The following is a 13,935-nucleotide window of genomic DNA, read 5'->3' as shown; positions in this document are numbered from 1 at the left end:
TAATTTTTAATAAAAAAAGGGATATAAGAAAATCTTATATCCCTTTAAGTGCCGTCGGACAGAATCGAACTGTCGACACAAGGATTTTCAGTCCTTTGCTCTACCGACTGAGCTACAACGGCGTAACAAAGGCGATATTATCAGTTTTTCCAAATTATGTCAATAGGAAACCTCGAAAAACTTCAGTTTTTTGGGCTGAGTTTTGCTCATCGGTTGTCCTTGATTTTAATTTTTCAATAAATTGCCTTACTAATCAACAACCCCGACGCAGAGCGTACGTTGCGCAGCAACAGGGTATTAACCCGCACTAATAAATTAGCTTGACCGGGCAGTGGTCGGATCCCATTACTCCGTCTAAAATAACCGATTCTTTTATTTTGGTTAAAAACGAATCATTTACACAATGATAATCCAGTCTCCAACCGATATTCTTTTCTCTGGCCCTAAAGCGGTAGCTCCACCATGTGTATTTTTCCTTTTCTTTACAAAAATGCCGAAAGGTGTCGGTATAGCCCGATGAGGTAAACTCATCCATCCACGCCCTTTCTTCAGGAAGGTAGCCGGGATTTTTTTCGTTTGCTTTCGGGTTTGCAAGGTCTATGGGTTTATGAGCAATATTATAGTCTCCGCATAGAATAACATTATTTCCTTTTTTTTGAATGGAATCACAAAATTCGAGTATGGCTGCACAAAAATCCAGCTTGTAGCCTAGACGGGCTCCTCCGTCTTGTGAGTTAGGAAAATAAGCAGAAATAATCGAAACCTTGTCAAAGTCGGCAATAAGGACTCTTCCTTCATCGTCAAATTCCTTTAAACCCATTGTCCTTATTTGAAGAGGTTCCTTTTTTGTAAAAATAGCTGTTCCCGAATAACCGGCTCTTTTTGCAGAAGACCAATAGGCAAGGTATTTCCCTTTCGGCAGTTCCGGTTCGGTAAGCTCTTTGCTAAGTTGAGCCTTTGAAGCCTTTGTTTCCTGTACGCAAAGCACATCAGGATTTTCGGTATTAAGCCAATCCAAAAAGCCTTTTTTTTCAACGGCTCTGATGCCGTTTACATTCCATGAAATAATCGAATTCATTATTCCCCCATAAAAACTTTTATAACTGCGATAAGATTTCGGTGTGGTCTTCAAAGATGGCAACCGTGTGTTCCATATGGCATGAAACCGACCTATCAGCCGTTACAACAGTCCAACCGTCTTTTTTTACCTCAACATCGGCCGTTCCCATGTTAATCATAGGCTCTATTGCGACCACCATTCCGGCCCTTAGGCGGGGATTAGGCCTCATTCTTTCAGGCACATTCGGAATACTCGGATCTTCGTGTACACCGAGTCCTACACCGTGTCCGCAGTAGTCATAAACAACCCCGTAATTATGGGCACTAGCCAAATTAAATACAGCCTTTGAAATGTCTGAAACTCTTTTTCCTGCCTTACATGCTTCAATTCCTGCATAAAGACATTGCGTAGTAACCTCTAAAAGTTTTTTATTTTCCTTTGAGACATTGCCGACGGGATAGGTTATGCAGGCATCACTTATATAGCCGCCAAGGTCTATTCCTATATCCATCGAAACAAGGTCTCCGTCTTTTACTATTCTTTTGCCGGGCACGCCGTGAATAACCTCTTCATTTATCGAAATGCAGGCAGCCCCCGGAAAGCCTTCTGAATACCAAGCGGGAACACCTCCGATTTTTTTTATGTAGTTAACACAAAAATCATCCAGCTCTTTTGTACTAATCCCGGGCTTGATTACGGGCTTTAATTCTTCAAAGAGTTGAGCAAGAGCCTTGCAGGATTTTCTGATTCCGTTAATTTGTTCTTCCGTTTTAATTATAATCATAACGATTCTCCAATTGATTTTGAATAATTTTTATTCCTTTTAGTTTGGGGCTAAGCTGCATTGCCTCATTTAAATATTGAGATGCCCTGTATGTATCTCCAAACCTATAATATATTTCGGACATACGCTTAAAAATGTTAGCCCTATCTATCTTTTTAAAACCCAATTCTAAAGAGGCTTCATAGCAGTTTAGCGCAAGCTCATCTTCCACATACCTATGCAGTTTATCTTTTATTATGGATTTTATCAAGTCTGTAACTTCAGGAAAAAAATGTTTAAAATAAGGTTTTTGTTTTTCCAAATAAAAAATCTCTTCCAAAAGTAAAAAAGATTCATAGTATTCGCCTCGAAAATAAAGTTCTTCTGCAAGGACAAAACCGCAGTCCATAAAATCTTCTTTATCAAAATATTTTGAAAGGTAGAAACCTCCAGCCTCGCTCCTTCTTTTATTGTATTCTTCTACGGCAGATTGTTCCAATCCGTGGAAAAGATCAAAAAAAATTAGTTTTGCACGGCTTTCATAATCCGTTTTTTTTAAAAGCCATAAACGGTAATCAAAACTTTCAGCTGTATTCTTTTTTGAAAAAAAATCAAAATAATCGAACGGGTTTTCGCCGGCCGTTTTTTCTTTTAATATGGCTTGATAGGCATTTAAAAGAAGCCTCATAGCCGATTCGGATTTTTCTTTTTGTTCTCCGGTTTTATGCTGAATTAAATCGGGATGATGAAGTTTTGCTTTTTTTCTAAAAGCCGTTTTTATTTCGGCAACCGAAGCCTCGGAAGAGATACCTAAAAGAGCATAGTTATCATTTTTTTTCATCATAGAATTTGTAATGCTAGCATTTATTTAGGCGGTATGTCTAGTAGTCGCATTGGCTCACATTAAAACAACATTACCGGCAAAGTAAAAATATTCATCTAAAAAAAAGCTTTATAAAAACAGAACGCCGAATAGGGCTCCGGCTGCAACCAAAACGATAGGATGAAGCTTTTTAAAAAACAAACTTACAAAAAATAGGATCCAAAAAAAAGCAAATTGTTTTATATGTACTATGTCGGTTATTTTACCGCTTACTCTAAATACAGGTAAATTTAAAATGGAAATATTTATTACCTGCCAACAGGCAACTGCAATCATACCGACAGATCCCGCCCTTAAGCCGTAAAAGCTTTTTTTTACCAAAGGTTTTTCTTGAAATGCCGAAGCAAAACGGGCTATCAAAACTATAACTACCAAAGAAGGAAGAACAATACCCGTAGTTAAAACTACACTTCCTAAAATACCGTAAAGCTCATAGCCTACATAGGTTGCCATATTGATCCCCATAGGCCCAGGTGTAGATTCAGAAATAGCAACCATAGCAAAAAAATCTTCGGAACTTATAAGTCCTCGAGAAATTAATTCCTGCTGCATGAGAGTAATAGAAACAAGGCCGCCGCCTATTGAACAAAGACCTATGTACATAAATAAGAAGAACAAAGCAATAAGGCTCATAAGGTTTCCTCATTCTTTTTTAAAAGCCGGCTTGATTTGATTGTTTGAAAAAGCCAGCCTGAAAAGGCTGAACCTATGACTATCCATACACCCTGCACATTAAAAACAAACATTAGAATAAATGAAAGAGCCGCTATAAAAAATGTGCAAAGGTCAAAAATCGTTTTTTTTCCGAATGAAAAAACCGCTTTTACCAATAATACGGAAACTGCAACATTTACTCCCTTTAAGGCTTTTTGTACCCAAATCAATTCATTAAAATTTGAAACAAAGGCGGCTATGAGGGTAATGATTATCAAAGACGGAAATACAATTCCTGATGTAGAAAAAATAGAGCCTATTAACCCGCCTCTTTTATACCCGACAAAGGTCGCAACATTTACAGCGATAATTCCGGGTGTACTCTGACCTATTGCAAAATAATCTAAAATTTCATCCTCGGTAAGCCAGCCCTTAGAATCAACCAAATCTCTTTTTAATATAGGCAGCATGGCAAGGCCTCCGCCGAAAGTTACAAGTCCTATCTTAAAAAAACTTACAAAAAGAGAGGAATAGTTTTTTAAACGATTTGCTTTGTTCATTTTTACATCTTCTTATCGTAAAGGTTAGTCTTCAAGAATATTTTTAGAATCAAACCAAATTTTTTCAAGGCTGTAAAAATTGCGGGCAGTTTCGCTCATTAGATGCACAACAATACCGCCCAAATCTATAAGCCTCCACTCATCTCCGTCGGGAGATTTACGCTTGGTATGATATTCTTCCAGATTGTGTTCAGGTAAGAATTCGTAAACTCTTTTTTCCAAACCGCCCGAATGAGCGGCACTTGTTACGGTACAAATTACAAAAAAATCCGTCCAAATATTTTTATCCCGTAAGTCCAGTACAACAACATCTTCGCCCTTAAAATCGCGCAATAATTTTCCAAGCTCCAAGGCCGGAGCATAAAAGTCAAAATTTTCTATCATTAGTTTTATCCTTATCAATCACCATTATCTTTTTTATCGTTCTTTTTTTCAACGACAAAAAAACCGTTAAAATCCGAACCCAAAATCAGGGTAAAGTCAACATTGGTTTCACTTCCGTATTCTCCTTCGGCAGGAAGCTGCGTAGTTTGAATATTTTTACATCTTATAACCTTTGCAACAATGTTTGCTACGGAAGGGTTTCCGATTCTATCTATCAAAACCGTTTCCTCTACAGGATTTTCGGAATTTCCTATACTTACAACATCATAGGCAAAGCTTTGATAAAGCTCTGAGGTAGTCTTTGCAAGGCCTTGTACATTTGTTCCGTTTAAAATTTCCAAAGCATAAACACGCTCAAGGGCTGAAGAATCATCGGAAGCCAATACTGCAATTGTTTGGCGGATAATTTCTTTTATCTGCTGCCCTTCTCTAAACGGAGTTAAAAGACGCTTGTCTTCGATAATTCGAAGAGCTCCTGTAAGCCTCTGCGGAACCAAACGCTCAGAGTCCATCTTGCTTATGGATTCAAGCAAATTCTTTAAATCGGAACCGGAAACATTCGAGTTGAAATTATCGCTTAAAATCGAAAATCTCTCCTTAGAAAAAATCTCAGGTGAATTATCGTTTATAGCCCTAAAAAGAGCCAAAACAGCCTTTTGTTTTCTTGCAGCAGCCTCGCCTTCAGCATCCAATTCATCCTCATAAACAAGAAAGTCCCGTATTTTGTCTCCGTCAAGAGAAACGGAACCTGAAGGTAAGAGGATGCGCATATTATCGTTATCTATGTCTACCGGCGAAGGAATAAATACCGATAGCCCGCCCAGCATATCGGTCAACATAGCAAAGTTGTCAAGATTACATGTCAAATAAAACGGAACTGAAATACCGGCAAGTTTTTCTATTTCAGCCTTAAAGCTCGATATACCTTTTTCGGTGTATACGGCTCCTATTGCATCCGTGCGGTTTAAGGATTGAATAATCAAGCCTATATTCGCCGGCACATCAAACATAGCAGCTCTTTTTGTTTCAGGATAATAGGCTAATATACTTATAGAAATAGGAACACCCTTATCTTCAACCACTAAAAGAACTTTTAAAATCTTATCGGAGGAAAGATAATCCTTAACGGTATCTCTTTGCATTTTTAAAAGAACTACAACAAAGGAAGTAATTAAAACAATAAGAATTACTACAAGGAATATAATATTTTTCCCCGTATCCATAAGTTTTATTTTCACCTTTTAAGCTCCTTTTGTATTTGCTCATACATTTTTTTTGTTTCCGGATGAGTGCTCGCTCCTTTTTTTTCGATATAGGCAAGGTTCCAATCCAAGACTGCAAGCATCAACTCATTAAGAGAAGAAGATTTTACCATATCTCGAAAGTTTTGGGTATTAGGACGGCCGGGTTCTATTTTATCGGCGATATAAATAATCTTTCCCAAGGCATCTATTCCCTCATATCCGAAAGTATGAAAGGCAGCGGCTTTTAAAACGGACTCATCATTGATGCCGAATTTGTTTTGCAAAACTACGGCAGCCGCTCTTCCGTGTAAAAGATTTAAGCGGCTATTTTCAATATTGTCAATTCCAAGCCCGTCGGCTTCTACAAGTTTTACCAGCTCTTCATCGGAACATTTTTTACAAATATCATGAGCAAGGCCTGTAAAATATGCAAGAGCAGGCGATACGCCTTCCTCTTTATACTCGTTTGCAAGATGACGGGCATATTCCGCAACACGCACGGAATGAGCATATCGGGATTCGGTTAAAACGCTTTTTGCAAAACTATCTATTTCTTGCGTTTTTAATTCAATATCAGAGGTATTCATTAAAGCCGAAACACCTTTTTCTTTATAAAGTCCGTGCTCTATAATGTAATCATAAACACCCTTGGGAACAAGAGAAGAAAAATCTTCATCTTTTAAAACCGCATCTCTTATTTGGGTTGACGAAATATTTAAGATTTCGTTTTTTAGCTCCTTGACAGAAGCCTCTGCAAAGCCGGTATTTAAGATATTTGAATGGCCTTTAAGGCCTGTTCTTCTCCCTATAATTATGTCGGTCTTCTTTATAATTTCTTCAGCATCTTTCCAGCGGGAAAAATTATCTTTTAAATCATCCCCGATAATTAGGCCTATTTTTCCTTCGATATCGGGAAATTTTTTATAAAGATAATTTATCGTATCTATTGTGTAAGAAACGCCCTGCCTTTCAATCTCATATAACTCACAGTACAGATAAGGTTTATCGGCAATAGCAAGGTCTATCATTTTAAGCCTATCTTCAACTTCCGTATCTTTAGAAAAAATTTTAAAAGGAGAAATATAGGCCGGAACAATAGCAATCTTATCATAGGCTAATTCCTTGTAAGAGTGAAAAGCTAAATTTAAGTGTCCAAGATGTATGGGATTAAAAGAACCGCCTAAGATTGCCAGCCTCATTTTTTAGGTTTCCTTTTACGGCTCAAGCTGACTGTTGCCCCGAAGTGATCGTCATCATTTTTTTCTTCATAAAAAACATCATCGAGTTCTGCCGTCATAAAATTTTTGTTTTGTTGATATGGGTCAAGGCTTTCTTTTTGCTGTTTTGTTTTTTGCATTTCATCGGCCAAGTTAATAAAGGCTTTTTTTACTTCTCCCAAACCCCATTCATTATAAAGAGAAATACCTAAAATTTCCTGATCGGGAATTGCATTTTTAAGCTCTGCTAATCTTTCTTTTGTATCGGGCAAGTCCAATTTTGTGGCAATTATAATTCTTTTCTTTTGGGCCAATTCTTTTGAATAGCTTTCCAGTTCTTTACAAAGAACATCGTATGCCCTTAAATAGTTATCGTCTGAAAGGTCTATTAAAAAGGCGAGACCTGCAGAACGGGCTATATGCTTTAAAAATCTTATGCCGAGTCCTATACCCTCTGAAGCCCCCTCAAGGATTCCCGGTATGTCGGCAATGATAACATCCCTTTCTTCGTCTACACGCAAAACTCCAAGGTTCGGAATTTTGGTGGTAAAGGGATAGGGAGCAATTTTAGGCCTTGCATTTGTAAAATAGTCGAGAAGAGAAGATTTTCCCGCATTAGGAAAGCCTACCAAGCCTATATCGGCTATTATGTTAAGCTCGACGATTATTTCTCTTGTTTCCCCTTCTTGTCCGGGAAGAGCAGTTTTAGGAGCCTGATTTGTGGAGGTCTTAAAATGACAGTTTCCCCAACCGCCGTTTCCGCCTTTGAGAAAAACAAAGCGGCCTTCTTCAGCATCTCCAAAGTCCAAAATAGTTTTTCCCGTTTCCGGGTCTTTTATAACACAGCCGGGAGGAAGAGGTATTATGCAGTCATCGCCTTTTTTACCGAAACGTTGAGAGCCTTCCCCTCCCCCGCCGTTTTTTGCCTTGTAAACCCTTTTATGTCTCAAATGAACCAGTGTTCTCATGTTGCGGCGTATTTCAAAGATAAGGTCTCCGCCTCGGCCGCCGTCCCCTCCCGAGGGGCCACCCATAGGAACATACTTTTCCCGTCTAAATGCTATACAGCCGTTGCCGCCCTTTCCTGAGGAAACTCTTATTTTAGATTCATCTGCAAATTTTACCATAATTGCTCTTTTTTCCTACAAAAAAAGCCGGCAAAAACCGGCTTTTTTATACATTAACTCGAAGCCAAATTATTTTGCTTCGATAGATGCGAGTTTTCTACCCTTTCTTTCATGGTAGGTAACTACACCGTCAGCTTTTGCAAATAATGTATAGTCTTTTCCGCAGCCTACATTGTTACCCGGATGGATTGAAGTACCTCTCTGGCGAACCAAAATTGAACCGGCCGATACTTCCGTTCCGCCGTAAACTTTAACACCCAAATATTTAGGATTGGAATCTCTTCCGTTTTTTGCACCGCTGCCGCCCTTTTTACGTGCCATAATAATCCTCCAAAAAAATTATCAAAATCTTACTCTATCTGTAAATCCAAACAATCGGGATATTCGGCCTCAATGGCCATTAAACCTATTGTTAAAAATTCCAGTAAATACTGCAATCTGGGCTTATCTTCCTCCGAAAAAGCTGTTACTTTTGCCGAAAGATAGCCCGGATTATCAGCCAGTATTTCGGCCTTTAAACTTGAGCTCTCTTTTTGAGCCGAGCTTAAGCTTAAAACGGCCGTTTTAAGCAAAATGGTAACGGCGGCACAGACTATATTGCCGCCTTTTTCCGGCTTGCCGTCATTATCACCGCACAAAGCGTAACTGCCGCCGGCATGGCCTGACGATTCAAAGGCCGAAAAACAGTTTTCAGCATTTGAAAGAAGCCGAATTTTTACCACTTGTCTTATCCGACAATATTGTCAACAGTAATACAGGTATGAGCCTGTCTATGTCCTTGGGTTCTGTGGTAGTTTTTCTTAGCCTTATGCTTGTAAACAATAATCTTTCTTTCTCTAAAAGAATCTCCTACTGTTGCAGAAACCTTAGCTCCGCTTACGTAGGGAGTTCCCACAGTAACTTTATCTCCATCGCTGATTAAAAGAACAGTGTCGATGTCGATTTTGCTTCCGCTTTCGGCAGAAAGTTTATCAACTACGAGTTTTACACCCTTCTCAGCTTTATACTGTTTGCCTTTATACTCAATAAGTGCGTACATCTTTATACCTCATAAAAAAACTTTTGCCGGCATATTAACGGGTTTATACCGGACAAATTTAAACACTAGGGACTAAATATAGCAAAAAACCGCATAAAATGTCAATAGGCTTGAGAAAAACTGTTTAATTTTATCGGCATTATTTATCCATAACTTATCACTTATCTATTATCCCGCAAATAAAAAAATGTACAAAAAGCCGCTGAAACTATTCCTAAACCGATAAAGCTCCACGCCTGTTTAGTATTAAAAATAATAAATATACAAATAAATATTTGTTATTCCAATTCTAATTTTAAAAATATTATACTTTTTTTTAACATATTCATAGCTATTAGGTAAATATAATGTTATTGTTGTAGAATACCCGTGTTCAATTATTTTACATTATACTTACAAGGTTCAACATATTTTTCCATCATCGATTTATCGACACCTCGCTTTTTGATCATTTCGCTGTAGAATTCCCCGCTTTTTTTGACCGTTCTTTCTTGAGTTTCGTAATTACAGTGCACAAGGCCGAATCTGGCAGATTCCCCTTCCTTCCACTCGAAATTGTCGATAAAGCACCAATGATAATAGGCTTCAAAGGGAAGGGGTGATTCGCTTATAAGTTTTAGGTGATCATAAATATATCGGCATCTAAACGCATCATTATTGTCGCATGTTCCGTTTTCGCTTATGACTATCGGCAGAGGAAGGCAGTCATAGCAGTTTTGGGCACATTCAATTATGCCCAATGGATAAATATCCCAGCCTAAATCGTTTTTAGGAGTGTTTTCAAAGGCTTTGTAAGAAAAACCTCTTACTGCCTGCCTTGAATAATAGTTGATGGCTATAAAATCTACGTAGTTTTGTTTTTTTATGTTTAGGATATTTTTTAAAGGAAATGAAAATTCTCCCTTAAAACAGGCTTTCATAATTCCGTCTTGAAAAATTTTGCTTATTCTTTTAGCAGCCCTTTGATCGGCTTTTCTATTTTTATCTTTTGGATGGAAGGCCTGCATGTGGTGGGCAAAGCTTACCCTTGTGTCCGTAAAGCCCTTCTCTTTGCGTATTTTATGGATTAACTCATAGGCCTTACAATGGGCGGCTACGAGGACGTTCATTACCTTTAAAGTCATAAAAAGAGACTTTTTTTCAGGCGGCCAAAGACCTAAAAAAAAGGATTGAACCGCATAGACATTAGGCTCATTTATTGTAACATAGTCGCTGCAAAAGCTGCCGAGCTCGCTTATGCAAGTCTTCACATAATTTAAAAAGACTTCAACATTTTCTTTTTTTGTAAAGCCTCCCGAATTTTCAAACCACATGGGATGGCTAAAATGGTATAGGCTTATTAAGGGCCTTATACCTGCTCTTTTTAAAAGGCTTAATTCTTCTTTATAGTGATCAAGGGCTTTAGTATCGAATTTTCCCTTTTCAGGCTCAATTCGTGCCCATTCTAAGGACATGCGGTAGCTTTGAATCCCCATTTTTTTTAAAAGCTTGGTATCTTCTTCAATCTTTTCGTAGTGCATATTTGCACGGGACACGTCCGAGCCGTCATTTGTCATTTTGCGGTTACAAAAATCGTTCCAGTTAGAATTTACCCTTCCTCCCTCAATCTGGGTAGAAGCCGTAGCAACTCCAAGCAAAAAATTTTCTTTTAACTTAAACATCCTTCCTCCATATCACGCGATTTGGTTACAAACCGCATACAATAATTTTCTTTGCGATAAAAATCCACGATGGATCTTCCATATATTCTTTCATCTCTCTTTGTCAGAGAGCCTATAGTTTGAGGCATAGCTTTTTCAGAAGGCCTATGCATCATCACAAGGCCGCCTTCTTTTAATATTTTTGATTCTTCTATTTTTTTTAGAAGTTCTACGTGAAATTTATAGGGGAAGGGTGGGTCAAGGTAGATAATATCAAAGGATACCTTAGCTCTTTTTATAAAAGTTTCTGCCGGCATCCTTTTACATTCAAGTTTTTTATCTGCCATGGAAACGTTTTTTAATAAAACGGGAAATTTATCGGCATCTTTTTCTACAAGATAGACAGGATAGGCTCCGCGCGAATAGGCTTCCAAACCGCAGACTCCCGATCCCGTAAAAAGGTCTAAAAAAGAAAGACCTGAAAGATCTCCAAGTATGGAAAAAACAGACTCCCTCATTCTGTCCATTGCAGGCCTTATTATCCCCTTAGGGCACTCTACCTGTCTGTTTTTTAAACTTCCTCCGGTTATTCTCATAGGAATAATTATAGCATAGACCTATCCTAAGTTCAATAACTCTGAAAGTTCATTTTGAGAGACGATGTTGTAGGTTTCATTTTCAAAATTCGTATCGGAAATATCTATATTTATTTTGCCGAGAAAATCCTGATGTTTTTTATAAATACCTTCAAGACGGGCTTTTTCCGTGCTAAAAACGGATTCAGGACAGAGTTTTTCGGTTAAAATCAAATTTAAAATGTTCATATACTTTTTGATGCAAAAATAAAGGCAGTTCATTGTGTCGATATAATCGGACAAGTGGGACTGAGGTTCTATCTGACTAAAGAGTTTTTGGAGGGCTGCATCAAAAAATAAAATATCTCTTACCATCTTATCCGCAAAAATAATTTCTGAAAGGTCTAAATTAAGACCGTCCTTTATTACATCCAACATTCTGGTTATTTGAAACAAATTATCTTGAAAAACAATATTATGAAGCATCTTTTTTACCCTCTCAAGTTCTGTTGGGAACCTCTAAAATCTAACCGAGTTTTTAGAGATACCCTATTATATAAACTATAACTCTTATTTTATTTTCGGAATATTAAAACAGAGCTTTAATTCAATGATAATCTTACTTAGATTGAATGATTATTGGGCTTCTTGTAAAAATCAGTTTACATCCATTGATTTTTTTCTTAAAAATGACAGCTTTGTTTCGGAGATTATAATTGCAATAAAAATGCAAGAACAGCCCAAACCCAAGGCAGGCGTAAATTTTTCATCGATGAGCATTATCGAAAGGAAGATGCTGAACACGGATTCAAGAGAAAAAATAAGGGCGGCTGTAGCAGGAGGAGTATTCTTTTGCCCCACAGCTTGAAGCAATACACAGAGTGCCGTACAAAGGACAGTCAAATAAACAAGCGTAAAAACAGACTGATAATTCCAAACGGTATTGGAGTTATCCTCGAACAAAAGAGAAAAAATGAGGGCATAGCTTCCTGCAAAAGCAAATTGAACAATCGTTATAAGAACAGCATCCAGTTTTTCCATAAATTTAGGAAGAAGAACAATATATACTGCAAATATAAAGCTGCTTATAAGGGAAAAAGCATCGCCCCAGTTTACTCCGTTTTGACTTTCCGAAATCAAATCAGGCATCGAAATTGCGAGGATTCCTGCAAAGCAAAGAAAGGCCGCAAAAAGATTGAATTTGTCCGGCTTCTTTTTTAAAACCGCAGCGTTTACAAAGGGAACAAGAACACAATAAGTTGCAACCAAAAAAGAACTGCGGCCGGGAAGACCTCCTGCAGTAGTAATGGCAATAGCTTGTAAAGAATAACCTGCAAACATAATAAATCCTAAAAAACATCCGGCCTTTAGGTAATGCTTGTCAAGCTGCTTTAGTCGTTTAAAAAACACGGCACAAAGAATCAGACAGGCAGGTAAAAAGCGGCAGGCCAATAAAAAATTAGGCTTAAAAAAATCGTTTGTGCTGCTTACTGCAACAAAGGTGCTTCCCCATAAAAGAGTTGCCGAAAAAAGAGCAAGGCGTGACAAAATTTTAACACGCCTGCATACAAAAATTTCAGTATTGCTTTCGGCCTTTACTTCACAAGACATAAGAATTCCTAAAAATAAATTACGCTAAAATCAATATTCAAATGAAAAAGCAAAATCCAGACAGGTTTTAGACTTTTCCCAAGGTTTATTTCCCATTTCCTTTAAAAAAGCAGAAAAATCTATTTGAAAATAGGTAAAATCAAGTCCGACTCCCAAATGAGGGTAAAGCTCATTCATACCCAATCTAAAGCTCAACACCTTATGAAAAACTATTTCGGTTCCTGCAGCAATATTAAGCAAGGGACTTCTGTTTCTATTAAAAATCGGCTCGAGAATGTTTTGGTAGTCAATATAAAATGACCATGAAGAAACGGTAGTCCACATATCATCAAAAACAGGCATTGAACCTATACCCACACTCAAATTAGGCAAAAGCGTTTTATACTCTGTCTTACCAGCCGTGTTTGCTTTTTTAAAGTCTTCAAAGCTATTATAAGGGGTTAAAAAAACAGGAGTATAAGCATCCCTGCATGTCAGCCCTAAAAAAAAGTAATTGTCATACTTGTACAAAAAGCCTGCATCAAGTCCGAGTCCGTTAACAAAAACAATGTTTAAATTTTTAAAGCCGGAATTCACCGCCGCAGCCATATCGATCTGAGTTTTGTTTAAAGCATAGGAGAAAGTTTGAAAAAAGCCCTTCATCTGAAAACCTAGAGAAACCTTATTTATTCCATCATCATGAAGACATATGCCGTATCCACCTGTTACAAAAAGCTCCTCTCCTATCAATAGCTTTCGCATTATAGTATTTTCCAAATCGGCATTCACAATAGATCTATTAAAAATACCTACAGCAAAATTTTTATCGGCTAAGCTCAGGGCTAAAGGGCCTGTAGCAGAAAAGTCAACATATTTACTATCGCCCTTATAAAGATATTCTGCAAAAGCCTTTATTTTTTCGGATTCGGAGATGGAATTTAAACCTCCCAAACCGCCCTCATTTGCATGAAATGCAGCCTTTCCTGCCGACCAACGTTTAGTCAAAAACGGAAATAGAGCCGGATTTGTAAACAGGGTCTCGGTTCCGGCCTGATATGTTGTAAAAGGAGCACCTAATCCGCTTAGGCGTGGAGAAACATAGGATGGGGCTAGGGGATCCGGCATAGAAATCTGTGCAAAGCCTGACCAACAAACCATAAACAAGAATAAAAAAACAATTATTTTCTTCACATATACCT

At 37.8% G+C, this 13,935-nt stretch carries 17 protein-coding genes and 1 tRNA gene; all 18 read right to left on the bottom strand.

Features of this window, described 5'->3' with window-relative positions:
- Positions 1-49: 49 nt before the first annotated feature.
- Positions 50-122 (bottom strand) — tRNA-Phe (locus E4N74_RS04270).
- 185 nt (positions 123-307) lie between these two features.
- Positions 308-1,078 carry an exodeoxyribonuclease III gene (locus tag E4N74_RS04265; RefSeq protein WP_255819047.1) on the bottom strand — a complete coding sequence of 257 codons (771 nt, stop codon included), beginning with the start codon at positions 1,076-1,078 and terminating at the stop codon, positions 308-310.
- A gap of 19 nt (positions 1,079-1,097) precedes the next feature.
- Positions 1,098-1,844 carry a type I methionyl aminopeptidase gene (gene map, locus E4N74_RS04260; RefSeq protein WP_145475197.1) on the bottom strand — a complete coding sequence of 249 codons (747 nt, stop codon included), beginning with the start codon at positions 1,842-1,844 and terminating at the stop codon, positions 1,098-1,100.
- Positions 1,831-2,667, bottom strand: a complete 837-nt coding sequence (locus E4N74_RS04255) for a DnaJ domain-containing protein (protein WP_255819046.1) — start codon at positions 2,665-2,667, stop codon at positions 1,831-1,833. The genes map and E4N74_RS04255 overlap by 14 nt, the downstream gene beginning before the upstream one ends.
- Before the next feature lie 108 nt (positions 2,668-2,775).
- Complete coding sequence (locus E4N74_RS04250; protein ID WP_044979208.1) at positions 2,776-3,339, bottom strand: chromate transporter; 564 nt, start codon at positions 3,337-3,339, stop codon at positions 2,776-2,778.
- A complete protein-coding gene (locus E4N74_RS04245; RefSeq protein WP_044979206.1) occupies positions 3,336-3,920 on the bottom strand; it encodes a chromate transporter in 585 nt (194 codons plus the stop codon). The genes E4N74_RS04250 and E4N74_RS04245 overlap by 4 nt, the downstream gene beginning before the upstream one ends.
- A 24-nt stretch (positions 3,921-3,944) precedes the next feature.
- Positions 3,945-4,304: a ribosome silencing factor gene (rsfS, locus tag E4N74_RS04240; protein ID WP_044979205.1), complete on the bottom strand. Its 360-nt coding sequence runs from the start codon at positions 4,302-4,304 to the stop codon at positions 3,945-3,947.
- A gap of 14 nt (positions 4,305-4,318) precedes the next feature.
- Positions 4,319-5,542 (bottom strand): LCP family protein, encoded by a 1,224-nt coding sequence (locus tag E4N74_RS04235; RefSeq protein ID WP_255806301.1) that lies wholly within the window; start codon positions 5,540-5,542, stop codon positions 4,319-4,321.
- The gene (locus tag E4N74_RS04230; RefSeq protein WP_255806300.1) at positions 5,539-6,747 is read right to left on the bottom strand and encodes a nicotinate-nucleotide adenylyltransferase; all 1,209 of its coding nucleotides are present in this window, start codon (positions 6,745-6,747) and stop codon (positions 5,539-5,541) included. Before E4N74_RS04230 ends, E4N74_RS04235 begins: the two co-directional genes overlap by 4 nt.
- A complete protein-coding gene (obgE, locus tag E4N74_RS04225; protein ID WP_255806299.1) occupies positions 6,744-7,892 on the bottom strand; it encodes a GTPase ObgE in 1,149 nt (382 codons plus the stop codon). Before obgE ends, E4N74_RS04230 begins: the two co-directional genes overlap by 4 nt.
- Positions 7,893-7,961: 69 nt before the next feature.
- A complete protein-coding gene (gene rpmA / locus E4N74_RS04220) occupies positions 7,962-8,213 on the bottom strand; it encodes a 50S ribosomal protein L27 (RefSeq protein ID WP_002669471.1) in 252 nt (83 codons plus the stop codon).
- A 29-nt stretch (positions 8,214-8,242) separates the two neighbouring features.
- Complete coding sequence (locus tag E4N74_RS04215; protein ID WP_255806298.1) at positions 8,243-8,614, bottom strand: ribosomal-processing cysteine protease Prp; 372 nt, start codon at positions 8,612-8,614, stop codon at positions 8,243-8,245.
- A 5-nt stretch (positions 8,615-8,619) separates the two neighbouring features.
- Complete coding sequence (gene rplU / locus E4N74_RS04210; protein WP_255819045.1) at positions 8,620-8,931, bottom strand: 50S ribosomal protein L21; 312 nt, start codon at positions 8,929-8,931, stop codon at positions 8,620-8,622.
- A gap of 377 nt (positions 8,932-9,308) precedes the next feature.
- Positions 9,309-10,592, bottom strand: coding sequence for a glycoside hydrolase family 1 protein (locus E4N74_RS04205; protein WP_145475198.1), 1,284 nt, complete (start codon positions 10,590-10,592; stop codon positions 9,309-9,311).
- Positions 10,580-11,167, bottom strand: coding sequence for a 16S rRNA (guanine(966)-N(2))-methyltransferase RsmD (gene rsmD / locus E4N74_RS04200; protein ID WP_044979199.1), 588 nt, complete (start codon positions 11,165-11,167; stop codon positions 10,580-10,582). The genes E4N74_RS04205 and rsmD overlap by 13 nt, the downstream gene beginning before the upstream one ends.
- A gap of 21 nt (positions 11,168-11,188) precedes the next feature.
- Positions 11,189-11,632, bottom strand: a complete 444-nt coding sequence (locus tag E4N74_RS04195; protein WP_044979198.1) for a hypothetical protein — start codon at positions 11,630-11,632, stop codon at positions 11,189-11,191.
- Between the two features lie 171 nt (positions 11,633-11,803).
- Positions 11,804-12,757 (bottom strand): DMT family transporter, encoded by a 954-nt coding sequence (locus tag E4N74_RS04190; RefSeq protein WP_255806297.1) that lies wholly within the window; start codon positions 12,755-12,757, stop codon positions 11,804-11,806.
- A 30-nt stretch (positions 12,758-12,787) separates the two neighbouring features.
- Positions 12,788-13,927, bottom strand: a complete 1,140-nt coding sequence (locus E4N74_RS04185; RefSeq protein WP_044979196.1) for a hypothetical protein — start codon at positions 13,925-13,927, stop codon at positions 12,788-12,790.
- Between the last annotated feature and the right edge of the window lie 8 nt (positions 13,928-13,935).

Source organism: Treponema putidum, assembly GCF_024401155.1.
In the GTDB taxonomy this organism is placed as follows: Bacteria; Spirochaetota; Spirochaetia; order Treponematales; family Treponemataceae; genus Treponema_B; species Treponema_B putidum.
This window is presented reverse-complemented; position numbering and strand designations above follow the sequence as displayed.